The organism is Rhizobium sp. ZW T2_16, assembly GCF_044987325.1.
GTDB lineage: Bacteria > Pseudomonadota > Alphaproteobacteria > Rhizobiales > Rhizobiaceae > Neorhizobium > Neorhizobium cellulosilyticum.
Genome location: NZ_JBJDRG010000014.1, coordinates 72,762 through 98,368, shown reverse-complemented (window position 1 = coordinate 98,368; position 25,607 = coordinate 72,762). Strand labels below are relative to the sequence as shown.

The following is a 25,607-nucleotide window of genomic DNA, read 5'->3' as shown; positions in this document are numbered from 1 at the left end:
TGTACATCGCGCCCGAAACCGAATACAAGTGCCGGAAAGGACGACGATGGCGGATCACCGCCCGCGTCAGGGTCGGACAGGGTCCGATGACGGCATTGACGGAGATGGGGCAGGCCATGGGAATTCTAAAGCGCGGGATCGGATGTTTGTCTGTCGCGGCACCTCTGGCTCTATTGCCGCTGCTGGCCTCCTGCAACAGCCAGAGCTTTGCGCTTGACGACGGTATCCCCAACACCGCGCCGCCGGCCGTTATTTCTCAGTCTAAGACTGAACGCGCGCCGGGTCCGCTGGCCAAGAAGGATACCGGCACCTATCCAACCTTCGATCGCACGCTTCTCGCCGCCAACGAGCAGATCGAGGACGAGGATTATAACAAGACCGAGCCTCGTATGGCAGCACTTGCTCGTGCTCGCCGCAGCGGTTCGATCAGCGAAGCTGAATACAAGAAACGCGTCGCCGAATATCGCAAATTGGCCACTGAGCATGGCACTGACGCGCTGAACACCATCTCGAAGTAACGGGTCGCCTCTCTTAGCACTTGCCTTTCGTCCTGTTTGGCCGCAAAGCAATCGGATGCGACACATTGATGTCGCTCAATTGCTGCTTCGTGCGCCAATGGGAAGAGAGATGGAAGAGTTTCATAAAGTCCGCAGACTGCCGCCTTACGTTTTCGAACAGGTCAACCGTTTGAAGGCCAGCGCGCGAGCGGGTGGCGCGGACATTATCGATCTCGGCATGGGCAATCCCGACCTTCCGACACCGAAGGCGATCGTCGACAAGCTGTGCGAAGTGGTTCAGGACCCGCGCACCCACCGCTACTCGTCCTCCAAGGGCATTCCGGGGCTGCGCCGCGCTCAGGCCGCCTATTACGCTCGCCGATTCGGCGTGAAGCTCAACCCGGATACACAGGTCGTTGCGACCCTCGGCTCGAAGGAAGGCTTTGCCAACATGGCGCAGGCGATTACCGCGCCTGGCGATGTCATCCTTTGCCCCAACCCGACCTATCCTATCCACGCCTTCGGCTTCCTGATGGCAGGCGGCGTGATCCGCTCCATGTCGGTAGAGCCGGACGACAGCTTCTTCCCGCCGCTTGAGCGCGCGGTAAAGCACTCGATTCCCAAGCCGCTGGCGCTGATCATCAACTATCCGTCCAACCCGACGGCCTTTGTGGCGAGCCTCGATTTCTACAAGGACGTCATCGCATTCGCCAAGAAACATGACATCATCGTGTTGTCTGACCTTGCCTATTCCGAGATCTATTTCGACGACAACAATCCGCCGCCCTCGGTCCTTCAGGTTCCGGGTGCGATCGATGTCTGCGTTGAGTTCACCTCGATGTCGAAAACTTTCTCCATGCCGGGCTGGCGGATGGGCTTCGCCGTCGGCAACGAGCGCCTGATCGCAGCGCTGACGCGTGTGAAATCCTATCTGGATTACGGCGCGTTTACGCCGATCCAGGTTGCTGCAACCCACGCGCTGAACGGCGATGGCTCAGATATCGCGGAAGTCCGCAATGTCTACAAGCGCCGCCGCGACGTGATGGTCGACAGCTTCGGCAAGGCCGGTTTCGAAGTGCCGCCGCCGGCTGCCACGATGTTCGCCTGGGCAAAGATCCCGGAAAAGTTCCGTCACCTCGGCTCGCTTGAATTCTCCAAGCTTCTCGTCGAAAAGGCTGACGTTGCCGTCGCTCCGGGTATTGGTTTCGGCGAAATGGGCGACGATTACGTTCGCCTCGCACTCGTTGAAAACGAGCATCGGATCCGCCAGGCGGCCCGTAATATCAAGAAGTTTTTCTCGACCGTCGACGAGACGATGCACAACGTCATTTCGTTGAATACGCACCGCTAAGTCGGTCATCGACCGTCATAATCCTCAAGCGGCCCGTTCGTGGCCGCTTTTTCAAACATCGGGAATGCGAAATGGCAGACGCCCTCAAAGTCGGCATCGCGGGTCTTGGAACCGTGGGTGCTTCGCTGGTCAAGATCATCCAGACACGTGCCAATGAACTGGCCGTGACATGCGGACGAGCGATCGAGATCACTGCCATTACCGCCCGCGACCGCAACCGTGACCGTGGCTTCGACATGTCCGGCATGGCATGGTTTGAAACACCGGAAAAGCTTGCAGCCGAAGCCGATATCGATGTCTTCGTCGAATTGATGGGCGGCGCCACGGGTGCTGCTGCCGATTCCGTCAGGATCGCGCTGGAGCGCGGCCTGCATGTGGTGACCGCCAACAAGGCGCTTCTGGCGGCCTCAGGCGTCGAGCTTGCGACGATTGCCGAAGAAAAGGGCGCGCTCCTGAATTTCGAAGCCGCCGTTGCCGGCGGTATCCCGGTCATCAAGGCGCTGCGCGAGAGCTTGACGGGTAACACTGTCTCGCGCGTCTATGGCATCATGAACGGCACCTGCAACTACATCCTCACCAAGATGGAGAAGGAAGGCCTTTCGTTTGAGGAGTGCCTGAAGGAAGCCCAGCGTCTCGGTTATGCCGAGGCCGATCCGGCCTTCGATATCGAGGGTAATGACACGGCCCACAAGCTGGCGATCCTGACGACGCTCGCCTTCGGCACGAAGATCGCAGCCGACGAGATCTATCTCGAGGGCATCACCAACATCTCGATCGACGACATTCTGGCCGCTGCCGATCTCGGTTACCGCATCAAGCTGCTCGGCGTTGCCCAGCGCACCGAAAGCGGTATCGAACAGCGCGTTCATCCGACCATGGTGCCGCATGACAGCGTGATTGCGCAGGTCGACGGCGTCACCAATGCCGTGGCGATCGAATCTGATATCCTGGGTGAACTTCTGATGGTCGGCCCCGGTGCCGGCGGCAATGCGACGGCCTCGGCCGTGCTCGGCGATATCGCCGACATCGCCAAGAGCCAGCCTGGTGCGCAGCGCGTGCCGGTACTCGGCACTCCGGCAGTCGCACTTGCTCCCTACCAGAAGGCCCGGATGCGCAGCCATGAAGGCGGCTACTTCATCCGCCTGACGGTTGCCGACCGCACCGGCGTTTTTGCCAGCGTCGCGGCCCGCATGGCGGAAAACAACATTTCGCTGGAATCGATCGTCCAGCGGCCGAAGCCCGCACAGACGGACACCTCCAAGACGATCATCCTCGTCACCCACGCCACGACCGAAGCATCGATCCGCAAGGCAGTCGAGGGGATCAAGCAGGAGACCTATCTCGTCGGCGAGCCGCAGGTGATCCGCATCGAGCGGCCCCGCGCATCCTGAAAAATCTCGGGCCGGCTGCGTAACAACAGCCAAGAACAAGAAGCCAAGGCGTAGCGTGTAGACCTGAAGCGGCGACGCGCTTTGGCCCTATTTTAGTATTTTGTGAAAATATTCCCGAATGACAGTTTGATGACTGGTCGCAGGGAGAAAATCGCCGTACACTCTCCTCATTCACCATCGCAGGAGGAGGCGTTTGCGTGATGTCTATTGACATGAGTGACGGCCTTTACGGCCAACCCAAGCGTCACAGCGGGCACAGCAGTGTGCCGTATCTGAAGCTTGTTTATTCGTTCAACGAGGATTTGGTTGGTGAAGACGATGGCGAGCCTGAAAGGGCAGGTTCATTTGTTGTCGCTATCCTCGCTGTTGCATCGGCGTCTATGTTCGCTGCAGTGTGGTTGTTGATTCACAACTGGCTTTGACGCGAAAGCATTTCCGCTTCTGCACGTCGTCGGCTATGGATAGCCGATGACGACAAAGACATTTACCGCTTTAACGCCCCAGGAACCCGCGGATCCCGTCCAGAGGGCATTTCTAGGAGTGGAGCGGTCTGCATCCGGGCAGCGCTGGATGTCCAGGCTCGATCAGGCAGCGCAGAACCGTGCGCTGGCAATCGCCCAGATCCATGGGATTCCCGAGATCATCGCCCGTGTTCTTGCCGGGCGTGGCGTGTCTTTGGACGACGCTCCGGCCTTTCTTGATCCGACCATCCGCTCGCTGATGCCCGATCCATTGACGCTGACGGATTGCGACAAGGCTTCGGCGCGAATTCTCGAAGCGATCCGCCGGCGCGAACGTGTCGCTATATTCGGCGACTATGACGTCGATGGAGCATCGTCCTCAGCACTTCTCTATCGTTTCCTGAAGCATTTCGAGATCGATGCCGAAATCTACATTCCTGACCGCATATTCGAAGGCTATGGCCCGAATGTTGCCGCCATGGAACAGTTGATCGCACGCGGCGCGAGCCTGATCGTCACCGTCGACTGTGGTTCGACTAGCCACGAATCGCTTGCGGCCGCCGCGGCGAAGGGATGTGACGTGGTGGTGATCGACCATCACCAGGTAGGAACCGAGCTGCCGAAAGCAGTCGCGCTCGTCAATCCCAATCGCGAAGACGATTTGTCGGGGCAGGGGCATCTATGCGCCGCCGGCGTGGTGTTTCTTGTTCTTGTCGCCACCGCGCGTCTTTTGCGTGAAGCCGGAGACAAGCGAGCGGCAAATCTAGATCTTCTTGCGTGGATCGATCTCGTGGCGCTCGCGACCGTGTGTGATGTTGTGCCGCTCAAGGGGTTGAACCGAGCTTACGTGGTCAAGGGGCTGATTGCGGCCCGCCATATGACCAATCTCGGCCTCGCGGCACTTTTCAGGAAGGCTGGCCTATCGGGACCGGTTACGCCTTATCATTTTGGCTTCCTCATCGGTCCGCGCATCAATGCCGGCGGACGCATCAGCGATGCAGCGCTCGGCAGCCGCCTACTGACCCTCGAAGACGGCGTGCAGGCAGAGGAAATCGCAGCCCGCCTCGATGAACTCAACCGGGATCGTCAAGCGATGGAAGCGGCGATGCTTGCCGAAGCGGAAGCCGAAGTGCTGGCCGAATACGGAGACGGCGAGGGCGCCAATGTTCTGGTCACCGCACATGAAGGCTGGCATCCCGGCATCGTCGGTCTGCTTGCGGCTAGGCTGAAGGAGAAGTTCAAGCGCCCCGCTTTCGCGATCGCCTTCGATTCGCAAGGGAAAGGCACCGGCTCCGGCCGCTCGATCAATGGTTTCGACATGGGCCATATGGTGCGGGCGGCCGTGGAAAGCGGTCTGCTGGTGAAGGGTGGCGGTCATGCCATGGCAGCGGGCCTCACCGTCGAGCGAGCCAAACTCGGGGCGTTGAGGGCATTTTTCGAGGAGAGTGCCGCCTCGCGCGTGCCGTCTCTCGTCTCAAGCCACTCATTGAAGATCGATGGCGCTCTGTCGGCATCAGGAGCAACCCTCGACCTTTTCGATCAATTGGAAAAAGCCGGGCCCTATGGCTCCGGTCATCCGCAGCCGATCTTCGCCATCCCCTCCCATCGTTTGAGGGATGTCCGTCCGGTGGGCACTGCTCACATCAAGATAACACTGGAAGCAATGGACGGCTCACGCCTGGACGGGATCGCTTTCCGTGCCGCAGATACACCTCTGGGCGACCTCCTGATGAAATCACGCGGCCTGCAAATCCATGCCGCCGGAAGCCTGAGCGCAGACTATTGGCAGGGCAGTCGACGGATACAGTTGCGCCTGCTGGATGCAGCATTGGCAAAATGATTTTCCGATTTTTGGATAAGGAAGTGGCACGCCCTAGGGGAGTCGAACCCCTCTTTTCAGAATGAAAATCTGACGTCCTAACCGATAGACGAAGGGCGCGTGCGGTGAGCGCTCTCATAGGGGGGAAGAGGAGATATCGCAAGCGAAAAATGCGTGTCTTCGCCATCTTCTGCGGAAAAAAACAGAAATATCCACAAAACCGAATAGGCTCTTTTGAACAACGACTTGGCAGAGAGGAAGTGGCACGCCCTAGGGGAGTCGAACCCCTCTTTTCAGAATGAAAATCTGACGTCCTAACCGATAGACGAAGGGCGCGTGCTGTGGCGCCCTTATAGGGGCGTCGATTAAAGACCGCAAGCGCAAAAATGCACTTTTCAAAGGTCAAATTAAGAAAAATTCCAAACTGCCATCAGATGGTAATTGGGTAATTCTAACAATGACTTGGCGGAGGGGGAGTGGCACGCCCTAGGGGAGTCGAACCCCTCTTTTCAGAATGAAAATCTGACGTCCTAACCGATAGACGAAGGGCGCGTGCTGAGGTGCCTTATAGAGAGGGGATTTCTTTCCCGCAAGCTGCAAAACGATGTTTTTTGCAAAAAAAATGACAAGCGGTAAAAACTTGTATGAAACCAGAGAAGGGCTCGTGAAATCAGCAGCTTATCATGTTTCCATTGACGTCGTTGCCACAAGCGACGGGTGTGCCGGTGCTGAATACGCTGCGCGTCATTGCGTTCACGCCGCCAGCCGGCATGGCTCTTGCTGCAGGATAGGGGGAATCGAGCGCAGTCGAGCCGGTCGTCATTGTCGCCGCCATTTCCGGGCCAGCCGCCTGGGCGTGCCCTGAAAAGATGCTTGTATTGCCGGCACGCACGCCGGTCGGCTCGGTTACCGCGCCCGCGATCGATGCCTGAAGGGGCGAATAGGTCTGTGTCAGTGCGTTGTGGGTGGGCGTGCCGCCAGCAGTTGCCCGCATGCCCATAGCCTGCGTTCCCTTCTGGGGGATCTTGCGGCCATGCGCGGTTGTCACCATCGGATCGACATAAGCGCTTTGGGAGCCTGTTGTCGCGGTCTCGCCCCTTGCGAGCATGTCGACCGCCGCCGCGGCGGTGTCCGCCTGGCCCGCATCATCTGCCTCGGCCACTTTTTTTGTCGTGGCGCAACTTCCGAGCAGGGTGATCAGAATTCCCGTCAACGCAATCTGCCTGATGACGGTGCCTGTGGCGGAACGGGGAAAATGGCTGGGAGATATGGTCGTCAACGCTCTGGCCTTCCGGCTGGTGAGAAAGATTGAAGCCGCGAATCGCGTAGCGTCAATCATTACCTTCAAGCTTGCGTGGACCCTGAGTGGTTGACGGCGACACGAAATGCGCCGCCGTCAAAAGTCATTACCAGCTGCCGATATTCGGCATCGAGGCCCATGGCTCAGCAACCGGAAGATTGCCGCCTTTTTGGAGGATTTCGAATGAAATGCCATCGGGAGAACGTACAAAGGCCATGCGGCCTTCGCGCGGCGGCCGGTTGATGGTCACGCCGTTCTTCTGCAGATGCTCGCAATATTCATAGATATTGTCGACTTCGTAGGCGAGATGGCCGAAATTGCGGCCACCCGTATAATCCTCGGTGTCCCAGTTATAGGTGAGTTCCAGGCAAGGTGCCTGATTGGCTGTCGCCTGATCGATATCGTCGCTTGCCGCTAGGAAAACCAGGGTGAAACGGCCCTTTTCGTTTTCAATTCGGCGGACTTCTTTCAGGCCGAGCAGAGTTGTATAAAAATGAAGGGAGGCATCCAGGTCTTTGACCCGGACCATAGTGTGGAGATATCGCATTTGGATCCCTCGATTTAAGCGTTTTCGCCATCTTCGATATGGAACAGCCGCCAGCCTGGAGCAAGCCACCGCGAATAGAAAGGACGTGAATAAGAAGAACACGAGACTTGCGCTGGACGGTTGGCGCAATGTTAATCTATCCTCTAAGAATCAGTTAACCGTCATGTGTGGCGCGTAACCGAGGGGCCGACAGGTATGGCAGACAGAATGTCATCGAAGGGCATTGCCAGTTTCGAAGAATTTGCGGGTGAACCGGTTGATCTGATCGAGATCACCGGCGTCGTGAAATGGTTCGACGTGGCCAAGGGCTTCGGGTTCATCGTGCCGGACAACGGCATGCAGGACGTGTTGTTGCACGTGACCTGCCTGCGCCGCGACGGATACCAGACCATTCTCGAAGGCACACGCATCGTGGCGATGATCCAGCGACGCGATCGCGGCTATCAGGCCTTCCGCATCCTTTCCATGGACCAGTCGACGGCGGTTCATCCATCGCAGATGCCGCCGGTACGCACCCATGTGCAGGTGACGGCGACGAGCGGTCTTGAACGCGCGCTGGTCAAGTGGTTCAACCGCACCAAAGGGTTCGGCTTCCTGACCCGCGGCGAGGGCACGGAAGATATCTTTGTTCACATGGAAACATTGCGACGCTTCGGCCTGACCGAGTTGAGGCCGGGTCAGGTCGTTCTGGTGCGCTTTGGACCTGGCGACAAGGGGTTGATGGCAGCCGAAATCCATCCTGATAACGTCGTGCCCACAAACCGGTCGCATTGATGTTTGCAACAGTTCGGTCAGAAACCAGGAATGTTATGAAAGGCGCCTTGATGGCGCTTTTCTTCGTTTTTGCCGCCGCCGGCGCGTCATCGCAGACGGCGCAGGCGCAACAGGATGTGGTTTTTCCACGATCCGAGCTGTCCATTCGCACCGCCGGCGGCAAGACTTATCCTTTCACGATCGAACTTGCGCTCAACGACGCGCAACGCGAACACGGCCTGATGTTCCGCAAGCAGATGGACACCAATCACGGTATGCTCTTCGATTTCGGAGCGGAACGTCAGGTGTCCATGTGGATGGAGAATACGGTTCTGGCGCTCGATATGGTCTTCATCCGGACCGACGGGTCGATCGCCCATATCCGTGAAAACGCAGTCCCTTTTTCTCGCGACATCATCGATTCGCGCGGCCCGGTGAAATACGTGCTGGAACTCAATGCCGGCCGCACCAAAGCCCTCGGCATCAAGGTCGGCGACAAGGTAATCGGCAAGCCTTTGCACAATGGCGGCTGACTGCTGAGTTCGCGGAAACCGCTTTAAAAAACCATCGTGAGCGTAACTTAAAGACAGTCAACTCAACACGTTGCGGCTGTTTCGCACCAAAACGGGTTGAGATGAGCGCCTAAGCGCTTTAGAGCAGATGATTTTTTGGGAAATAAATGGTCGGAGTGGAGAGATTCGAACTCCCGACCCTCTGGTCCCAAACCAGATGCGCTACCAGACTGCGCTACACTCCGTGCCAAGGTGAAGGCGAGATACACGGTTCCTGGGCAGGCCGCAACTGCAAAAATAGACATTCTACAAGACAGGATACGTCAATCTGCGGATACCAGGATATTTTCGGCTTATAAGCGCAAATCTTCTGCCCGATAATGACGCGTTACCAGGGCTGTTCGGATACGGTCTGCTTTGTTTGCAGAAAGAAAGAAGTGACAGAATTCGCCGCGCCAGTCCCGGTCCGCCGCCTCGGTCCGGTGGGTGGTGGGCGAATTCTGTTAGATAAATCTAATGTAAAATGCGATCAAATCCAACCTTGCCGTGCACCAAAATCTCTTCGATGAAAATTCTTGATGACAATCATGGTTTTCGGTTGGTGGTTTTTGCGCGGTCGGTCATCTAAGAAGGATTGTCCTTCGATCAACGGATACCCGCCATGCCTACATTGCTTTCCGTGAACCTGAATGCCATTGCCATGCTGCGCAATCGTCGTGATCTTCCATGGCCGAGCGTCGAAAATCTGGGGCGCATCACACTTCAGGCGGGCGCTTCCGGCCTGACGGTTCATCCCCGGCCTGATCAGCGGCATATCCGCTTCTCTGACCTTCCGACGATTCGGGCGTTGATTGATGACGAGTTCCCTCATGCGGAATTTAATATCGAGGGATATCCGAGCGAGGATTTTCTCGCCCTCTGTGAAAAGATCGAACCTGAGCAGGTTACGCTTGTGCCTGATGACCCGTCTCAGGCAACGTCCGATCACGGGTTTGATTTTCGCCGTGACGGCGAGATGCTGAAGCCGATTGTCGCGCGGCTGAAAAAGGGCGGCATGCGGGTGTCCCTGTTTGCCGATGGTGATGGAGACCTTGAGGCTGTAAAACTGGCAAAGGCCACGGGGGCCGATCGTATCGAGCTTTATACCGGTCCGTATGGCGGCTGCTTCGACGATCCGCAGAAGGGCGCGGACATTCTTGTCGATCTGGGCAAGACTGCGGATGCTGCAATCGCTCTTGGTCTCGGCATCAATGCCGGCCATGATCTGACGGTTGCCAACCTTCCGGCGCTGGTCAAACGTATCCCGAAACTGGCGGAAGTCTCGATCGGCCACGGCTTGACGGCCGATGCCTTGGAATTCGGCATGGCGGAAACCGTCCGCCGCTTCCGCCACGCCTGCGGCCAGGCGGTCTGAGGTCTGCATCCTATCGGATCACTTTGAATTGGATCGGTGATATGCGCTCAGCGCATTTGTTCTTGAGGATTATCAACCTAAGTCACTGTTAGCGCGGCTCCACCGTTGAGGTTGGAGCCTGCGTCAATTGAAGCTGCCAGAAGAAAGGGCGCTTACAGTGACCAAGCATAGGATTGTCGTCGTCGGCGGTGGTTTTGGAGGGATCCAGACCGTTCATGGGCTCAAAGGCAGCTCCGCCGATATAACCCTGATAGACCGGCGCAATCACCATCTGTTCCAACCGCTTCTCTACCAGGTCGCGACGACATTGCTCGCAACCTCGGAAATCGCCTGGCCGATTCGCAGGCTTTACCGCGATCGGAAGGATGTCACCACCATTCTGGATGAGGTTGTCGACGTTGATACGGAGGCCAAGCTTGTTCGCCTCCAATCCGGCCGCGCTATCCCTTATGACACGCTCGTTCTGGCAACCGGCGCACGCCACGCCTATTTCGGCCGCGACGAATGGGAAAAGCTCGCCCCGGGCCTCAAGACGCTGGAAGATGCAACGACGCTGCGTCGCCGTATCCTGCTTGCCTTCGAGCGCGCAGAACTTTCGGAGAAGACGGCCGACCGCGATGCGCTATTGACCTTCGCCATCATCGGCGCCGGTCCGACCGGCGTCGAGATGGCCGGCACGATTGCCGAACTCGCCCAGAAAGTTCTGCCGCCGGAATTCCGCAGCATCGATACGACAGCAACGAAGGTGATACTGATCGAGGCCGGCCCGCGGGTTCTGGCAGCCTTCTCCGAGGATTTGTCGGCTTATGCGAAATCAGCGCTGGAAAAGCTTGGCGTCGAAGTCAGAACCGGGAAGCCTGTAACTGCGATTACCGAGGAGGGGGTCACGGTCGGCGAAACCTTCGTGCCTTGCCGTACGGTCATCTGGGCGGCTGGCGTGCAGGCATCTCCCGCCGCACAATGGATTCGTGCCGAGGCCGACCGGGCGGGGCGTACCATTGTTGGTCCCGATCTTTCTGCCGCACACGATCCGAACATTTTCGTCATTGGTGACACAGCGTCGGTCAAACAGGACGATGGAAAGCCTGTTCCCGGTATCGCGCCGGCTGCCAAGCAGCAGGGCGCTTATGTGGCCAAAGTCATCAAGGCGCGTCTGGCTGCCAAGCCTGCGCCGGCACCCTTCAGGTATTTCCACCAGGGCAGTCTTGCGACGATCGGAAAACGAGCCGCTGTCATCGATTTCGGCAGGATAAAGCTTAAGGGCGGGCTTGCCTGGTGGATATGGGGGCTCGCCCACATCTACTTCCTGATCGGCACGCGATCACGGCTCGCCGTCGCCTGGAGCTGGTTATGGATCTATCTTTCGGGCCAGCACAGCGCTCGCCTGATAACCCAGAAAGAGACGCTGAAGGACGAGGCGTGATCCGGCGATCATCATGCTCGGGCCTGTCCCGAGCATCTACTGCCGCCTCAGCAGCTGCAACGCAGACAGACCCTCGTCGAGAGGCGAGGGTGGCGCCGGATAAACAGCACCTCCGGATGTGTATTAAACAACGACGCCGGTGCGCGCCGTGTTGAGCGTCAGCTTGCGCTCGGCGCGCTCCTGTTGCGGCGAGCGGTTATAAACCTCGCGATAGCATTTGGAAAAATGCGAGGCGGAAACGAAGCCACAGGCGACCGCCACTTCGACTACCGGCATGGAGGACTGCACAAGCAGATGGCGGGCGCGATCCAGTCTGATTTCGAGATAATACCGTGCCGGCGAACGGCCCATTTCCTGGCGGAACAGCCGTTCGATCTGCCGACGGGATAGGCCGGCATCATCGGCGATCTCGATGAGCGACAAAGGCTCCGCAAGATTGTTTTCCATCAGCTCGATGATCGAAAGCACCTTGGAATTCTGTACCCCGAGACGCGCGCGAAGCGGTAGGCGCTGACGGTCATGCGGGTTGCGCACCCGGTCGGTCAATTGCTGTTCGCAGACCCGGTTGACGAGGTTGTCGCCAAAATCCTGGCCTATCAGGTTTAGCATCATGTCGAGCGACGCCGTGCCGCCGGCGCAGGTATAGAGATTGCCGTCGACCTCATAGAGATCGGCATAGACCTCTGCCTGCGGAAAGGCTTCGGAAAAGCCGGGCAGATTTTCCCAATGGATCGCGCAGCGCTTGCCGTTGAGCAGGCCCGCCTGCGCCAGGACATGCGCTCCGGTGCACAGGCTGCCGACGGCGATTCCACGATTATAGGTCTCGCGCAGCCATGCATTGACTGACTTGTTGTTGAATTCCTCGACATAGATACCTGAGCAGACGAGAACCATGTTCGGTCGGTTTTCGCCGCTAAGATGACGTCTTTCGTCTGCCAGCGACGAATTGACTTCTATACCTATCCCGCTCGACGAATATACCTTTTCGCCATCGGCGGAACAGAGCCGCCAGCTATAAGCCGAATAACCGAGCATGCGGTTGGCAATCCGCAGCGTTTCGATCGCCGCCGAAAACGGCAGCATGGTGAAGTGTGGAACGAGAAAGAAGACGATCGTGCGCTTCTTTACCTGTGGCTTGCTGGTCAGATCCATTGTCGTAGTTCCCCTTGCCGCCGCTTGATGCGGTCTTGCATTGCTTCAAAAGCGACACTCGCATGGATGCTATTCTTGAGCAGAGCTTTTGACGACAGGGAAATGGCATTTTTGCGACATCTAGGCGTCGCACTGGTGATAGGTTCCTGGCTTTTCCTGCATTTTATCAAATTGCCGGAATGCGACATGGTCCGCAGCGTCTGGCTGGCGGACCATGTCTAGGGTTCATATCTCTGTATCGCCGGAACTATCCGGCTCGTATAGCGGGTCGACCCCGGGATGGACATCACTTGCCGATCGTTGTCGGCCAGCCGATGTCCTTGCGGATTTCCTGCGGAAGTCCTTCCAACATGCGTTCCGTCTTGCGGCGGTTCCAGGCTGCAACCGCACGGTCGAACAGGGAGATGACCTGCTGCGGGTGGGAGGTCTGAGGCTTTGATGAGGCGCCCAACCGGCGCTCGTCGAGATAAGTGATAGTCGTCATTTCGCTTGCTCCTTGGATTTCGTTCAGATTTTCGGCGGCTTCCTTCTGGGAGGGAAAAGGCCAATCCATCAATCGATCGGATGGCTGTCGCACGTCTTATGAAATTCTGTTTTGCAAAGACGCCTGCTTCCGATGTTTTGCAGTATCCGCCCTGTTTGACTTTCAATCAAACGAAATGATATGGTGCTTAAGTTCAGAAAATTTGATGGGTGCACCGATGACCGTACCGTTCAGAACGCCGCTGCCATTGCTTGATAATGATGTCCTGCGCACTTTCGTCGCCATTGCCGAAACCGGCAATTTCTCGACAGCTGCTGATGTCGTACTGCGAACACCCTCGGCAGTCTCGATGCAGATCAAAAAGCTGGAAGAGCAGTTGAAGTCGACGCTTTTTCTGCGTGATGCCCGTTCTGTGACGCTCACCCAGAACGGCGAAGTGCTTTTATCTTATGCTCGACGCATGCTGGCATTGTCCAATGAGGCGGTGTCGCGCTTCGTAATGCCGGAACTGTCGGGCGTCGTACGGCTCGGCGCACCGGACGATATCTCCGAAAGGTTGCTGCCAAAGATCCTCAAGGATTTCGGCGAGCATTTTCCCGGCATCATGGTCGACGTAACTGTCGATCAGAGCACGCTGTTGCGCAAGCGTATGGAGGAACAGCGGCTTGATCTGGCACTGATCAACTGCGCCACCCGCCCGTTTCCGACCGGTGGCGAGATTATTCACACGGAAAAACTCGTCTGGGCCGGCGCCAAATGCGGCAATGCCTATCTGCGCGATCCGATTCCCATCTCCGTTTGGGAAGAAGGCTGCGTCTGGCGCAATGATGCAATCGCCCAGCTGGATAAACAGAAGCGGCCTTACCGGATCGCCTATGCCAGCGCCCACACGATGGCACAGCGTGCTGCAGTCGTTTCCGACCTGGCGATCGCGCCGTTCCCGCTGTCCTACATTACCGAGGACATGCAGATTCTCGGGCCCAAGGAAGGCATGCCGGATCTCATCACGTTCGATATTCGTCTTTTGACCGCGCCGAATCTCTCCATTCCGGCCAAGGCGGTTGCCGAGAGCATCAAGGATGCCTTCAGTTCGCTGGATGCCGTCGCGGCCTGAGTTACATCATTTCAAGATAATATCCGGCGCCGTTCACGTATCACGCGAGCGGCGCCTTCTGCGTCCGCCATCCGCACCTGCATCCGCCAACATCTTTCGTTCCGGCAGAGTGACGACCATCCTGAGGTTGGGGAACGCATCGACTTTGTTCGGCAGAGCCATGGCCGCGACGAAGTGTTCCTGGAATTTAGGCTCCAGTGCAGTTTCGATCTTCTCGATCTTGCTGACCGTTTCTTCGATTTCCCGGCGATAATCGCGATTGAGCAGGCACATGCGCGCGCCGGTTCCCGCCGCGTTGCCGACGGCCTTCACCTTTTCAAGGTCACAGTCGGGGATGAGGCCCAGCACCATCGCATATTTGGGGTCGATGAACGTGCCGAAGGCTCCTGCAAGTCCGATCCGGTCAAGATGGCCGGCGCCCTGCTTGTCCATCAGAAGTTTTACGCCGGCATAAAGCGCCGCCTTGGCAAGCTGGATCGCCCGCACGTCATTCTGCGTCACTGTGATCCGCGGCGTCCCGTCATGCAGCAGGTAGGAGAAGGTGCGGCCGTTTTCGAGAATACGCTGGCTGCGCGCGGCGAGCCCGCCATCGACAACGCCATCCTCCGAGATGATCCCCGCAAGATACATTTCGGCGATCACCTCGATGATGCCGGAACCGCAGATTCCGGTTACGCCGATTTGCGCCGCCGCTTCAGCAAACCCCGGCTCGTCCGACCATGGTTCGACGCCGATCACGCGGAAACGCGGTTCAAGCGTGACCGGGTCGATCCGCACCCGTTCGATCGCACCCGGCGCTGCACGCTGGCCCGATGAAATCTCGGCGCCCTCGAAAGCAGGGCCGGTCGGCGAAGATGCGGCAACGACACGCGTCCGGTTGCCGAGCACGATTTCCGCATTGGTGCCGATGTCGACCAGCAGCATCATCTCGTCCTGCCGGTGCGGTCCTTCGGATAATGTCGCCGCCGCCGCATCGGCGCCCACATGCCCGGCAATGCAGGGCAGAAGATAGGTCCGCGTACCGGCAGTCATCGGCAGGCCGATTTCCGAAGACTTCACCTCGACGGCACCTGAGACCGCCAGCGCAAATGGCGCGCCACCCAGTTCCGTCGGGTCAATTCCAAGAAACAGGTGATGCATGATCGGATTGCCGACAAAGACGCTGTCGAGAATGTCCGCGCGTGAAATGCCACCGTCGGCACACACCCGGTCGATCAACCCGTTCAGAGCCTCACGCACGGCATCGGTCATCGCTCCGCGCCCGTCCGGGTTCATCATCACATAGGAAACCCGGCTCATCAGGTCTTCGCCGAATCGGATCTGCGGGTTGGAGGTGCCGGCAGACGCGACCGTGCGGCCGGACAGAAGCGACGACAAATGCATGGCGATCGTTGTCGAACCGATGTCGCAGGCGATCCCGTAAGCCTCGTTCTTCAGCCCCGGATAAAGGGCGATCAGGCGAGGGCGTTCGTCCTCGCGATCCTTGTGGATCGCCGCCGTCACCTTCCACTCGCCTTTGCGCAGGATCTGCTGCACCTGCGGGATGATATGGAAATCCACTTCGACATCGTCGAAATGCCAGTCGGTCGCGAACGCCACTTTCAGCCGGTCGAGATCACCGAGCGGCTTTTCCATGTCGGGTTCCTCGACCTCGACATAACACATGCGCACTGCCGGATTGCGGTCGAACACCCGCTCGTCGGCTGCCTTGCGCACCACTTGCGCGTTGATGACCGTATCCTGCGGCACATCGATGACGAGATCGCCGAGGATCTGTGCCGAACAGGAAAGCCTGCGCCCTCCGGGCAGCCCGCGTACCCGGTCGTATCGATCTTCCTTCGGCCCGACTTGCGAGATGTGGTCGACTGACGAGATGATCCCATGTTTGGCGAAATTGCCTTCCTGCACCGAAATCTGGCAACGTCCGCAGGTCGCCCGCCCGCCGCACACGCTTTCCACATAGACCCCAAGCTGGCGCGCAGCATCGAGCACCGGCGTGCCGACCGCAAAGCGGCCACGCTTGCCGGATGGCATGAACAGGACGAGGGGATCTCTACGGGATGCGTCAGCCATTCTCGTCGCTTACTCCGCCCTCGCTCCCGCTCCAGCCCGTGCGGCCCTTCCACCACGCCGTCCGCCACCAGCCGATGGGGCAGGGACCGCCGCTGCGGTCGCACCTCCTTCGGCAGGTTTGTAATCACGATAGGTCATGATCCAATTGCCGCAATTCTGGTCGGTGCCATTAAGCACATTTGCAGCGCGAACAGCCTCCATTTCCTGCGGACGGCAGGGGTTCATGATCGCCGATGTCATGCCGGCACCGATTACCATGGGAATGAAACCTGCATTGATTCCGTGGCGATGCGGCAGGCCGAAGGAGATGTTGGAAAGCCCGCAGGTCGTGTTGACCTTCAACTCCTCGCGCAACCGCCGCAGAAGGGCGAACACCTGCAGTCCCGCCGACCCGAGTGCCCCGATCGGCATCACCAAAGGATCGACGACGATATCATGGCTCTTGATCCCGTAATCTGCTGCGCGCTCGACGATCTTTTTCGCCACTGCAAATCGCACGTCCGGATCCATCGAAATCCCGGTCTCGTCATTCGAGATCGCCACGACCGGCACGTCGTATTTCTTGCAGAGCGGCAGGATCGCTTCGAGTTTCTCTTCCTCGCCAGTGACCGAGTTGATCAGCGGCCGCCCCTTGGCGACCTTCAGCGCCGCCTCGATCGCCGCCGTTACCGAACTGTCGATCGACAGCGGTACATCCACCATGCCCTGGACGATCTCCAGCGTCTTTACCAAAAGCCCCGGCTCCGTCTCGTTCGGATTGACCGAGGTGACACCGGCATTGACGTCGAGCATCGTCGCTCCAGCCGCCACCTGTTCCAGCGCATCCTTGATGACCGTGTCGAAATTGCCCTCGATCATCTCGGCGGCCAGCTTCTTGCGGCCGGTCGGGTTGATCCGCTCTCCGATGACGCAGAAAGGCTGGTCGAAGCCGATCACGATTTCCCGGGTTGCGGATGCGACGATGGTGCGTGTCATTGCGATCTCCGGTTCAGGGGGGAGTGATAAAAGGATCGGCGGTGGTTTATGCGCTCTCCCGGCCGCCGGCCTTTACCAGCGCCACGAGTTTTTCCTTGTCGTAGGCGGCTTCAAGCTCCGCCGCTGCCGCATCCGCCTCAGCTTCCAGGTCGTCGGAAACCGGTATCGGATCGGCCTTACGCCATTCAGCGAGGTAATCGTCGGTTTCTGCCGCTCCGGTGCGCATGGCGCACATGTCGATCGCCTCGGTGAAGCGCAAGGAAAGCTCGCGCTTTGCGGTCTGTCGTCCCTTTTTGATGATCACCTGGGCCGGGATATCCCGCCAGAAGACGACAATGCGATCCGCCATGAGCTCCTCCGATTACTCCGTGAACATGCACCGGTCCTTCGGTTCGGACTGTGCTTCGCACGACGTCGCAGATGACGAAAAGCGACGTCATGCCTTTCATATGTTTTGCCGGAAACAATCACACCGAGCGGATCGCCGAGGTTAGGTCACCATAGCCGGTAAAACGATATTCGTATTCCAGCCCGAGATAGTCTGCCGCCTCGCGCGCTTTATGCTGCAACTCCTCGTCTTCTTCCTGCGAGAGATAGATGAGTTTCCGGTAATTGCCGAAATACATGGGCTTCAGTTCGGGATGACGATCGAGGCCAAGCGGTTCGATGACAAAAGCACGAAACTGACGTGCGAGAAAATCCGTCAGGAAAAAGGACAGGAGATCATCGTCGGCCTTGTCGTGGAAGGCCTCATTGCCGGAGAAGAACGAATAACAGTGCGGCCCCTCGATCCGGGCAATGCCCTCTCGCTCACACAGCCGGTCGATCTCGCCGCCGGTTCCGCAATCGGCATAGGCGAAAAAGATTCTCTCGAACCCGTTTTGTCTGGCCTCGGCCACGGCCGCTTCCAGCCCCGGAACGATCTTTTGCGGATAGGCATGCCAAATCGCTGGCAGGCAGTTGAGGTCGATATGGTTGAGCCCCTGTTGCCTGGAAACCGCAAGAATTTCCCTTGCGATCGCTCCGCACGCGATCACGTGAACTTTTTCGCGAGTTGAACGTTCCATAGCCGGAAAATCACTTTCCGGCACATTTTGATCCTTACCCATCGGAGTATTCCATCATGACGGCCAAGACATTCACAGTTATCGCCGCACTTTTCGCCACCACGGTTTCGCTCAGCTCCTGCGGCAATACGATCCGCGGAATGGGTCAGGATACGGCAAATACCGTGAACGCCACCCAGGACGCCGGTCGTCGTGTAGACCGTGCAGCTTCGCACTAAATCGAGACGGCCGATAGAAACGCGCCGCATCGCTTGAGATGCGGCGCTGCCCGTCAGGCACCCGCGGCCATCCGGTTGTGACGGCGGCTGAGGAAGTCTTTCGCGGTCTCGACGGCGACTGCCGCGTCACGGCAATAGGCATCGGCGCCGACCGCCTTGCCGAATTCCTCGTTAAGCGGCGCGCCGCCGACGAGCACAACATAATCGTCGCGAATTCCCTTTTCCTTCATCGTGTCGATCACGACCTTCATATAGGGCATGGTCGTCGTCAGCAGTGCCGACATGCCGAGGATATCTGGTTTCTCGCGCTCGATCGCATCGAGATAGTTCTCAACTGGATTGTTGATGCCGAGATCGACGACGTCGAAGCCCGCACCCTCCATCATCATGCCGACGAGGTTTTTGCCGATGTCGTGGATATCGCCCTTCACGGTACCGATCACCACCTTGCCAAGTTTCGGAGCGCCGGTTTCTGCCAGAAGCGGCCGAAGGATCGCCATGCCGGCCTTCATCGCATTGGCCGATAGCAGCACTTCCGGCACAAACAGAATGCCGTCGCGAAAATCGATGCCGACGATCCGCATGCCCTCGACCAAAGCCTGGGTCAGAACGTCGTAGGGCGTCCAGCCGCGTTCCAGCAGGATATTGGTCGCTTCTTCGATCTCTTCTCTGAGACCGTCATAGAGATCGTCATGCATCTGTTGAACGAGTTCTTCGTCGGAAAGCTCCGATAGAATGATGTCGTCGTCGGACATGAATTCTCTTCCCTGGTTGGGGGCGATGTTCCGGATCGCCCAGATCGTAACGATACCCGCAACTATGTCTAACCGTATTTTGTTTCGCGTTTTCTTTCGTAAGCGACGTCGCACGTCGGAAAGCGACACTCGGCGGCGCATGATAGAATGTCTGTCTCACACAAGCGCGTGACGCATAAAGGCAGGAGCGTCGCCGTGCGGGGGCCTAGCATGCCCATCAAAAGACCAGGTGAGATCGAGGCGAGGAAGATCATGGACGATATCAGCCAGCAGGCGGACGCGGGTGGCGGTTCTGGACGGCGCGGTCGGGGCGAGCGGGGAGCAGCCGGCAGGCGCGCGGCCCGCACCGGCGGCGGCCCCGGCGCATCCTTGCCCTATATCACCCGCAGGATCGGCGTTTACGAAGTCCTCGACGAAGAGGGGCTGGAACTGATCGAGCGTAATGCCGACACGATCCTCGAAGAGATCGGCATCGAGTTCCGCGACGACGAGGAAGCGCTGGAACTCTGGGCCAAGGCCGGTGCCGATGTGCGCGGCAGCCGCGTGCATTTCCCCAAGGGCCTGTGCCGTGAACTTTTGAAGACGGCGCCGAGCGAATTTACCTGGCATGCGCGCAACCCGGAGCGCAATGTTCATGTCGGCGGAAAAGCGACGATCTTTGCGCCCGTCTACGGCCCGCCCTTTGTCCGCGATCTCGACGGGGTGAGGCGCTATGCGACGATCGAGGATTTCCGCAATTTCGTCAAACTGTCCTATCTCGCGCCGTCGATGCATTCGTCCGGCGGCACGGTCTGCGAGCCGGTCGACGTGCCGGTCAACAAGCGTCATCTCGATATGGTCTACAGCCATATCAAATATTCCGACAAACCGTTCATGGGGTCAGTCACCGCGCCCGAACGCGCCGAGGATACGATCGCCATGGCGAAACTCGTCTTCGGTGATGAATTTGTCGAAAACAATAGCGTCACGCTCAACCTCATCAACGCCAATTCGCCGATGGTCTTCGACGGCACCATGCTCGGTGCACTGAAAGTCTATGCACGGCATAACCAGGCTTCGGTCGTTTCGCCCTTCATCCTCTCGGGCGCCATGAGCCCGGTCACGGTTGCCGGCACGCTGACCCAAATTCTGGCCGAGGTTCTGGCCGGTGCCGCAACCACCCAGCTCATCCGCCCCGGCTCGCCCGTCCTGTTCGGCACTTTTGCCGCGTCGATCTCGATGCAGTCCGGCGCCCCGACATTCGGAACGCCGGAACCTTCGCTGGTCTCCTACGGGGCAGCCCAGCTTGCCCGCCGCCTCGGTCTGCCGTTCAGAACCGGTGGCTCGCTTTGTGCTTCCAAAGTGCCTGATGCCCAGGCAGCCCACGAATCGGCCAATACGCTTAATATGACCCTGCTCGCCGGCACCAATTTCGTTCTCCATGCTGCAGGCTGGCTCGAAGGCGGTCTTGTTTCGTCCTATGAGAAATTCATGATCGACCAGGATCAACTCGGCATGATGCAGAAAATGGCGGAAGGCGTCGATCTGTCGGCCGAGGGCCAAGCGCTTGATGCGATCCGCGAGGTTGGACCCGGCAGCCATTATCTTGGCTGCGCCCACACCCAGGCGCATTTCCAGACCGCCTTCTACCGCTCGCCGCTTGCCGACAACAATTCCTTCGAACAGTGGGAAATCGAAGGCTCCAAGCGCATCGAAGACCGCGCTAATGCGCTCTGCCGCTCCTGGCTCGATCATTACGAAGCCCCGCCGCTCGACCCGGCGATCGACGAGGCGCTTCTCGCCTTCATCAAGGATCGCAAGGATTCCATGCCCGACGCCTTTACTTGAAGAGAGCCCGAGGCCGCCAGGGAGCAAGGCGGCGCACGGCAGGTAGCCGATTTTATCCAGGGCAGCGTCTGGCGGCCGCATTATGAATACAAGGGGCCGCGCTGAGACGATGAGCGGCCGTTTGTCCATCTGTCGCGAGATTGAAGCCGCGCTTAAGCCGAGCGGTATCGTGATCCGCGGCACGGTAGATTTTGCCGTGGGCGAGGGGCCTCTGCTGGCCGATGGAAAACCAGCCGCCTCGGTTGTCCTGCTCGGCAATGCCGGCGGCTCGATCTGGCCGGCTTTCTCCCGCTGGAATACTCGCAATAACGGCCCCGATCCGCTCGACACATGGTCGAAGGAGATCATTTGTCCGCTGGCGGAAAAGATTGGCGGCACAAGTTATTTCCCCTCCGATCCGCCCTGGCAACCGTTCCAGCAATGGGCAATGCGCGCAGAAGGCCTGAAGCCTTCTCCGCTCGGCATCCTCATTCATCCGGAATACGGTCCTTGGCATGGTTATCGTGGCGCGATCGGTTTTCCCGCTGTGGTCGGAAAGTCCCATGCCGGAAAGGTCGTCACCGTTGGGAGACATGCCTGCGACGTCTGCGAGACGAAACCGTGCCTGACCACCTGTCCCGTTTCTGCCATCTGCATGGATCCGGCGGATTTCGGAGTTTCGACCTGTCGCAGCCACCTCGTTACGCCGTCGGGGCAGGGTGGCTGCATGGTCTCCGGTTGCCTTGCTCGCAATGCCTGTCCGGTCGGCCAAGGATACCGCTATCCCAAGGAGCAGCTGAAATTCCACATGCGGGCGCTGGGCTGAGCCGCGTCAAAATCGCCATCGCATCTCAATGACGTTGCGTCTGCCAACAGGCGCGCTACATTCATGATGTCTGACATATGAAACCAGCCGGGAGGAGTGACTGTATGAAACGTATGTGGCCTGACGAGTTTGACTACATTCTGGACAACGCCGAGGAGGTCATGCTGGAGGCTCCGGCTTCTGTGAATGAAGATGGTGTGGAGCTTGATGCGATCAATCGACCAGCCCTGAAGGTTCGTCTGTCACAGCAGGATTTCGAACGGATCTGGCCACTCGCCGAGGCCCGTTACCGGCTTGATGGACGCTTTGCCGGCAAGGCGATCACGCTGATCACTAACAATCCGCATTATCACGCCTGGCACCCGGCCGATGGCGGATCTGATGATTCCGTCTCCGGCAGTGGCACTAAATACACGACCAAATATGTCGTCGCGCACTTCCTGTTCGATGACGTGCGCGAATCCGCGGTCGCAGCCTGACACGGCTTGCTGACACGAGATTAAAAAAAAGGGCCGGTTCCTGACAAAAAGGGGCCGGTCCTTTTTATGTCGAGAAGACGATCGAATATTTTTTCCCTGAACACCCAAGGATTTTCTCTCGCCTGGCGTCTAAGCTCCAGAAGACGAGAGAGCGGATAATACGAGCGTGAGCGCCGAGATCCTCAAGAGAGCGTGCGAAGGTGACCGGGATGCATTCTCGGCACTGATCGAGACGCATTACGATTTCATCCACGCGGTCGCCTGGCGATGGTCCGGTGTCGCAAGCGACGCCGAAGATATCGCCCAGGAGGTCTGCATAAGGCTTGCCCGGGCGATCCGCGGGTTCCGGGGAAACTCTTCCTTGCGTACCTGGCTCTACACAATGACGCTGAATGCGGTACGCGATCACCAGCGCCAAGCCGCTCGCCGCAGTCGCGAAGAGAAACGGCTCGCAAACGACCCGCTTTATAGTTCGCCGCCGCCTGAGCACGATGGTAGCGGCGATGACGCACTCTGGGCCGCTGTCCGTACCCTGCCGGAAAAGCAGCGTGATGCAGTTTTGCTCGTTTATGCCGAAGGCCTCAGCCACGCCGCGGCGGCCGATGTGATCGGTTGTTCCGAAAAAACGGTGTCCTGGCATCTGCACGAGGCACGAAAACGATTGAAGGACCTTCTGAGGAAGGAGGCAGTCTGACCATGACCGACGAATTCGACAGATTGCGGAACAATCCGCCAGCTCCCGCTCCTTCGAAGGCTGCACGCACCCGTGCGCTTTCCGCCGCCATGCAGGCTTTTGACGCGGAAGAAAAAAACGCGAGCCAGACCCAAGGAACAAACTGGTGGCACCGTCAAAGCTCCATCCTCAACCGGATCTGGAGCAATAACATGATTACCCGACATCACTATCTCGCAGGCTCGGCGCTCGCCACGCTTCTGCTCGTCCCGTCTGCCGCCTATCTCACCTTCGAACTTAATCGTGGCAATCTGCCGTTCGCGACCGGAATTTCCGTCTCACAGCCAGCCGAAGTGCAATACCAATCGGAAGCAGAATCGGCATCGGGCAAGAAAAAGGACTTTAATGCCGATGACGTCGCACGAACCCTGAACAGGGAAAACTCTGCGGGTGGCGCGGCAAGAAACGTCACCGCAATGAAACCTCAGCAGGATGCAGCCCCGGCGCCTGCACCGATTTACGAGAACATCATCGCCGCGCCGCCGGCCCTGCGTGCTGCGCCGCGAGCCAGCGCGCCAAGTTCTGATCCCGCCGCGTTTCAATCACATCAGGCGGGCGACCGTTTCGCCAATGCCGACTTAAATCCGGTCAAGAGCGTCGCGACCGACCCGGTCTCGACCTTTTCCGTCGATGTCGACACCGCCTCTTATTCGGTCGTCCGTCGGGCGCTGATGCAGGGGAGGTTGCCCGATCCCGACAGTGTTCGCGTCGAGGAGATGGTCAACTATTTCCCCTATGACTGGCCGCGCCCGCAATCGGCCGACACGCCGTTCCGCACCACCGTCACGATGACGCCGACGCCCTGGAATGCCGGCACGCAGCTGATGAGCGTCGCGATCAAAGGCTACGATATCGCGCCGTCATCCGCGCCGCCCGCCAATCTCGTGTTTCTGATCGATGTTTCCGGCTCGATGAATGCACCGGACAAGCTGCCGCTGTTGAAAAGCGCCTTCCGTCTTTTGCTCGGCAAGCTGCGGCCCGAGGATAAGGTATCGATCGTTACCTATGCCGGTTCCGCAGGCACGGTGCTCGAACCCACTTCCGCGAGCGAACGTGACGCAATCCTGAACGCCATTGACACGCTGCAGCCGGGCGGCTCCACCGCCGGTGCGCAAGGCATCGAGGCGGCATACGATCTGGCTCGCCGGGCCTTCATCAAGGATGGCGTCAACCGCGTCATGCTGGCGACCGATGGCGATTTCAATGTTGGCGCATCGAGCGATGGCGATCTCAAGCGCCTGATCGAGGATCGCCGCCGCGATGGAATCTATCTTTCGGTGCTCGGCTTCGGTGAAGGCAATCTCAACGATAGCCTGATGCAGACGCTTGCCCAGAATGGCAACGGCACGGCCGCCTATATCGACACGCTGGCGGAGGCGCAAAAGGCGCTGGTGGAGGAGGCGGGGTCGACGCTTTTCCCGATCGCCAAGGATGTAAAAATCCAGGTCGAGTTCAACCCCGCGCGGATCGCCGAATACAGGCTGATCGGTTACGAGACGCGTGCCTTGCAACGGGAGGATTTCAACAATGACCGCGTCGATGCCGGCGATATCGGCTCTGGCCATGCGGTGACGGCGATCTACGAGGTCACTCCGAAAGGCAGCGAGGCCGTGCTCAACGATCCGCTGCGTTATGGCAAACCGTCCTCCGAAAGATCCGAAACGCCTGCTTCCGACGAACTCGCCTTCGTCAAGCTTCGCTACAAGCAACCGGATGGTGACACGAGCAGGCTCATCACCACCGCGGTGACACAGGAAAATGCCTTCAGCGATTTCAACGCGGCGCCGCAGGATGTCCGCTTTGCAACGGCAATTGCCGCCTTCGGGCAGAAATTGCGGGGCGCCGGGACGCTTGAAGCCTATTCCTACGGCTCGATCCTCGATATCGCCCGCAACGCGCGCGGCGAAGACCCGTTCGGTTATCGATCGGGTTTCCTGGATCTGGTCCGGCTCGCGGAGACGCTAAAGCGATAGGCCTGCAGCATGTCTCCCGAAAGTGGTCACTGGTTTCGGGATAAAGCCATGCGCAAAAACAGAGAGCTAAAGCACGGCAAGCGAAGCTTGAGCATCACGACGTGCTTTAGCGCGCTGATCAGACCGGCGCTTTGGGATAGGCCCGCTCCAGACCACCGCAGCGGGTCAAGCCTTGCTTGAAGGCCAGATAGGCGGGATGCTGGCTGGATTTTCCTGCTTCCGACAGACGGATTTGCAGGCGGTCCGGCGCTGTGTTGCCGAGCCACTCACCGCATTTTTCGAGCTTCAGCGTATTAAGGAAACGCGCCTCCGAAGCCTGATCGAGATAAAGATGCAGACCAGCCAGGATCAGGTCGTCCTGGGCCGGATTTTCCATCAGAAGATTAAGCCAGCTCTGTTTGTCTTCGGAAAGGCTGGCCAGCCCTTCGGCGACGGTTTCGCGGCTGCCTATTGGCGATACACTGGTCATTCTGTTCGTCCCCGT

General features: G+C 58.6%; 26 protein-coding genes and 4 tRNA genes. 16 read left to right on the top strand and 14 right to left on the bottom strand.

Annotated features, from left to right (window positions below; all coding sequences use genetic code 11):
- Positions 1-86: 86 nt before the first annotated feature.
- The 5 genes from ACI3K0_RS23690 (at position 87) to recJ (ending at position 5,540) form a co-directional block, all read left to right on the top strand.
- On the top strand, positions 87-518 hold the full coding sequence (locus tag ACI3K0_RS23690; RefSeq protein ID WP_404946360.1) for a hypothetical protein: 432 nt from the start codon (positions 87-89) through the stop codon (positions 516-518).
- A 109-nt stretch (positions 519-627) separates the two neighbouring features.
- Positions 628-1,848, top strand: coding sequence for an LL-diaminopimelate aminotransferase (locus ACI3K0_RS23685; RefSeq protein WP_183821841.1), 1,221 nt, complete (start codon positions 628-630; stop codon positions 1,846-1,848).
- Positions 1,849-1,919: 71 nt separating this feature from the next.
- The gene (locus tag ACI3K0_RS23680) at positions 1,920-3,239 is read left to right on the top strand and encodes a homoserine dehydrogenase (protein ID WP_148146443.1); all 1,320 of its coding nucleotides are present in this window, start codon (positions 1,920-1,922) and stop codon (positions 3,237-3,239) included.
- Positions 3,240-3,439: 200 nt separating this feature from the next.
- Positions 3,440-3,661: a hypothetical protein gene (locus tag ACI3K0_RS23675; protein WP_183821839.1), complete on the top strand. Its 222-nt coding sequence runs from the start codon at positions 3,440-3,442 to the stop codon at positions 3,659-3,661.
- A gap of 46 nt (positions 3,662-3,707) precedes the next feature.
- The gene (recJ, locus tag ACI3K0_RS23670; RefSeq protein WP_183821837.1) at positions 3,708-5,540 is read left to right on the top strand and encodes a single-stranded-DNA-specific exonuclease RecJ; all 1,833 of its coding nucleotides are present in this window, start codon (positions 3,708-3,710) and stop codon (positions 5,538-5,540) included.
- A gap of 24 nt (positions 5,541-5,564) precedes the next feature.
- Here recJ and ACI3K0_RS23665 read toward each other — a convergent pair.
- The 5 genes from ACI3K0_RS23665 to gloA all read right to left on the bottom strand — a co-directional run bounded on the left by ACI3K0_RS23665 (position 5,565) and on the right by gloA (position 7,366).
- Positions 5,565-5,639: transfer RNA gene (locus tag ACI3K0_RS23665), tRNA-Glu, on the bottom strand.
- A 141-nt stretch (positions 5,640-5,780) separates the two neighbouring features.
- Positions 5,781-5,855, bottom strand: a tRNA-Glu gene (locus tag ACI3K0_RS23660).
- Between the two features lie 141 nt (positions 5,856-5,996).
- Positions 5,997-6,071, bottom strand: a tRNA-Glu gene (locus ACI3K0_RS23655).
- A gap of 118 nt (positions 6,072-6,189) precedes the next feature.
- Complete coding sequence (locus ACI3K0_RS23650; protein WP_183821835.1) at positions 6,190-6,798, bottom strand: hypothetical protein; 609 nt, start codon at positions 6,796-6,798, stop codon at positions 6,190-6,192.
- A 127-nt stretch (positions 6,799-6,925) separates the two neighbouring features.
- Entirely contained in the window at positions 6,926-7,366 is a 441-nt protein-coding gene (gene gloA, locus ACI3K0_RS23645; RefSeq protein WP_183822444.1) for a lactoylglutathione lyase, read from the bottom strand.
- A 195-nt stretch (positions 7,367-7,561) separates the two neighbouring features.
- On the opposite strand from gloA, the gene ACI3K0_RS23640 reads away from it, so the two are divergent.
- Both ACI3K0_RS23640 and ACI3K0_RS23635 read left to right on the top strand, forming a co-directional pair.
- Positions 7,562-8,140: a cold-shock protein gene (locus ACI3K0_RS23640; RefSeq protein ID WP_148146447.1), complete on the top strand. Its 579-nt coding sequence runs from the start codon at positions 7,562-7,564 to the stop codon at positions 8,138-8,140.
- Positions 8,141-8,175: 35 nt separating this feature from the next.
- Complete coding sequence (locus tag ACI3K0_RS23635) at positions 8,176-8,652, top strand: DUF192 domain-containing protein (protein ID WP_183821833.1); 477 nt, start codon at positions 8,176-8,178, stop codon at positions 8,650-8,652.
- Between the two features lie 147 nt (positions 8,653-8,799).
- Here ACI3K0_RS23635 and ACI3K0_RS23630 read toward each other — a convergent pair.
- A tRNA-Pro gene (locus tag ACI3K0_RS23630) sits at positions 8,800-8,876 on the bottom strand.
- A gap of 416 nt (positions 8,877-9,292) precedes the next feature.
- Between ACI3K0_RS23630 and ACI3K0_RS23625 the strand changes: the two genes are divergently transcribed.
- Positions 9,293-10,045 (top strand): pyridoxine 5'-phosphate synthase, encoded by a 753-nt coding sequence (locus ACI3K0_RS23625; RefSeq protein WP_183821832.1) that lies wholly within the window; start codon positions 9,293-9,295, stop codon positions 10,043-10,045.
- 157 nt (positions 10,046-10,202) lie between these two features.
- Positions 10,203-11,468 carry an NAD(P)/FAD-dependent oxidoreductase gene (locus tag ACI3K0_RS23620; protein WP_183821831.1) on the top strand — a complete coding sequence of 422 codons (1,266 nt, stop codon included), beginning with the start codon at positions 10,203-10,205 and terminating at the stop codon, positions 11,466-11,468.
- 123 nt (positions 11,469-11,591) lie between these two features.
- On the opposite strand, the gene ACI3K0_RS23615 is transcribed toward ACI3K0_RS23620, so the two are convergent.
- Both ACI3K0_RS23615 and ACI3K0_RS23610 read right to left on the bottom strand, forming a co-directional pair.
- Complete coding sequence (locus tag ACI3K0_RS23615) at positions 11,592-12,620, bottom strand: GlxA family transcriptional regulator (protein ID WP_148146450.1); 1,029 nt, start codon at positions 12,618-12,620, stop codon at positions 11,592-11,594.
- A 286-nt stretch (positions 12,621-12,906) separates the two neighbouring features.
- Complete coding sequence (locus ACI3K0_RS23610; protein ID WP_183821830.1) at positions 12,907-13,104, bottom strand: hypothetical protein; 198 nt, start codon at positions 13,102-13,104, stop codon at positions 12,907-12,909.
- Between the two features lie 175 nt (positions 13,105-13,279).
- On the opposite strand from ACI3K0_RS23610, the gene ACI3K0_RS23605 reads away from it, so the two are divergent.
- Positions 13,280-14,218, top strand: coding sequence for a LysR family transcriptional regulator (locus ACI3K0_RS23605; protein ID WP_373289340.1), 939 nt, complete (start codon positions 13,280-13,282; stop codon positions 14,216-14,218).
- Between the two features lie 33 nt (positions 14,219-14,251).
- Here the strand turns inward: ACI3K0_RS23605 and ACI3K0_RS23600 are convergent, their stop codons facing one another.
- From ACI3K0_RS23600 to ACI3K0_RS23585, 4 genes are all read right to left on the bottom strand, one after another.
- Positions 14,252-16,291 (bottom strand): ASKHA domain-containing protein, encoded by a 2,040-nt coding sequence (locus ACI3K0_RS23600; protein ID WP_404946359.1) that lies wholly within the window; start codon positions 16,289-16,291, stop codon positions 14,252-14,254.
- A 9-nt stretch (positions 16,292-16,300) separates the two neighbouring features.
- Positions 16,301-17,266: a methyltetrahydrofolate cobalamin methyltransferase gene (locus ACI3K0_RS23595; protein WP_183821828.1), complete on the bottom strand. Its 966-nt coding sequence runs from the start codon at positions 17,264-17,266 to the stop codon at positions 16,301-16,303.
- Positions 17,267-17,312: 46 nt separating this feature from the next.
- Complete coding sequence (locus ACI3K0_RS23590) at positions 17,313-17,615, bottom strand: virulence factor (protein ID WP_148146454.1); 303 nt, start codon at positions 17,613-17,615, stop codon at positions 17,313-17,315.
- Between the two features lie 118 nt (positions 17,616-17,733).
- Complete coding sequence (locus ACI3K0_RS23585) at positions 17,734-18,375, bottom strand: DUF1638 domain-containing protein (protein WP_404946358.1); 642 nt, start codon at positions 18,373-18,375, stop codon at positions 17,734-17,736.
- Positions 18,376-18,389: 14 nt separating this feature from the next.
- On the opposite strand from ACI3K0_RS23585, the gene ACI3K0_RS23580 reads away from it, so the two are divergent.
- The gene (locus tag ACI3K0_RS23580; protein WP_148146456.1) at positions 18,390-18,551 is read left to right on the top strand and encodes an entericidin A/B family lipoprotein; all 162 of its coding nucleotides are present in this window, start codon (positions 18,390-18,392) and stop codon (positions 18,549-18,551) included.
- 53 nt (positions 18,552-18,604) lie between these two features.
- On the opposite strand, the gene ACI3K0_RS23575 is transcribed toward ACI3K0_RS23580, so the two are convergent.
- Positions 18,605-19,306, bottom strand: a complete 702-nt coding sequence (locus ACI3K0_RS23575; RefSeq protein ID WP_112507838.1) for a B12-binding domain-containing protein — start codon at positions 19,304-19,306, stop codon at positions 18,605-18,607.
- Between the two features lie 252 nt (positions 19,307-19,558).
- On the opposite strand from ACI3K0_RS23575, the gene ACI3K0_RS23570 reads away from it, so the two are divergent.
- The 5 genes from ACI3K0_RS23570 (at position 19,559) to ACI3K0_RS23550 (ending at position 25,123) form a co-directional block, all read left to right on the top strand.
- Positions 19,559-21,133 (top strand): trimethylamine methyltransferase family protein, encoded by a 1,575-nt coding sequence (locus ACI3K0_RS23570; protein WP_183822442.1) that lies wholly within the window; start codon positions 19,559-19,561, stop codon positions 21,131-21,133.
- 109 nt (positions 21,134-21,242) lie between these two features.
- Complete coding sequence (locus ACI3K0_RS23565; RefSeq protein WP_183821826.1) at positions 21,243-21,938, top strand: 4Fe-4S dicluster domain-containing protein; 696 nt, start codon at positions 21,243-21,245, stop codon at positions 21,936-21,938.
- A gap of 113 nt (positions 21,939-22,051) precedes the next feature.
- Positions 22,052-22,417, top strand: a complete 366-nt coding sequence (locus ACI3K0_RS23560) for a hypothetical protein (RefSeq protein WP_183822440.1) — start codon at positions 22,052-22,054, stop codon at positions 22,415-22,417.
- A 166-nt stretch (positions 22,418-22,583) separates the two neighbouring features.
- Positions 22,584-23,111 carry an RNA polymerase sigma factor gene (locus ACI3K0_RS23555; protein WP_404946357.1) on the top strand — a complete coding sequence of 176 codons (528 nt, stop codon included), beginning with the start codon at positions 22,584-22,586 and terminating at the stop codon, positions 23,109-23,111.
- A 2-nt stretch (positions 23,112-23,113) separates the two neighbouring features.
- Positions 23,114-25,123, top strand: coding sequence for a vWA domain-containing protein (locus ACI3K0_RS23550; RefSeq protein WP_404946356.1), 2,010 nt, complete (start codon positions 23,114-23,116; stop codon positions 25,121-25,123).
- Positions 25,124-25,241: 118 nt separating this feature from the next.
- Here the strand turns inward: ACI3K0_RS23550 and ACI3K0_RS23545 are convergent, their stop codons facing one another.
- Positions 25,242-25,592 (bottom strand): hypothetical protein, encoded by a 351-nt coding sequence (locus tag ACI3K0_RS23545; protein WP_404946355.1) that lies wholly within the window; start codon positions 25,590-25,592, stop codon positions 25,242-25,244.
- Positions 25,593-25,607 lie beyond the last annotated feature (15 nt).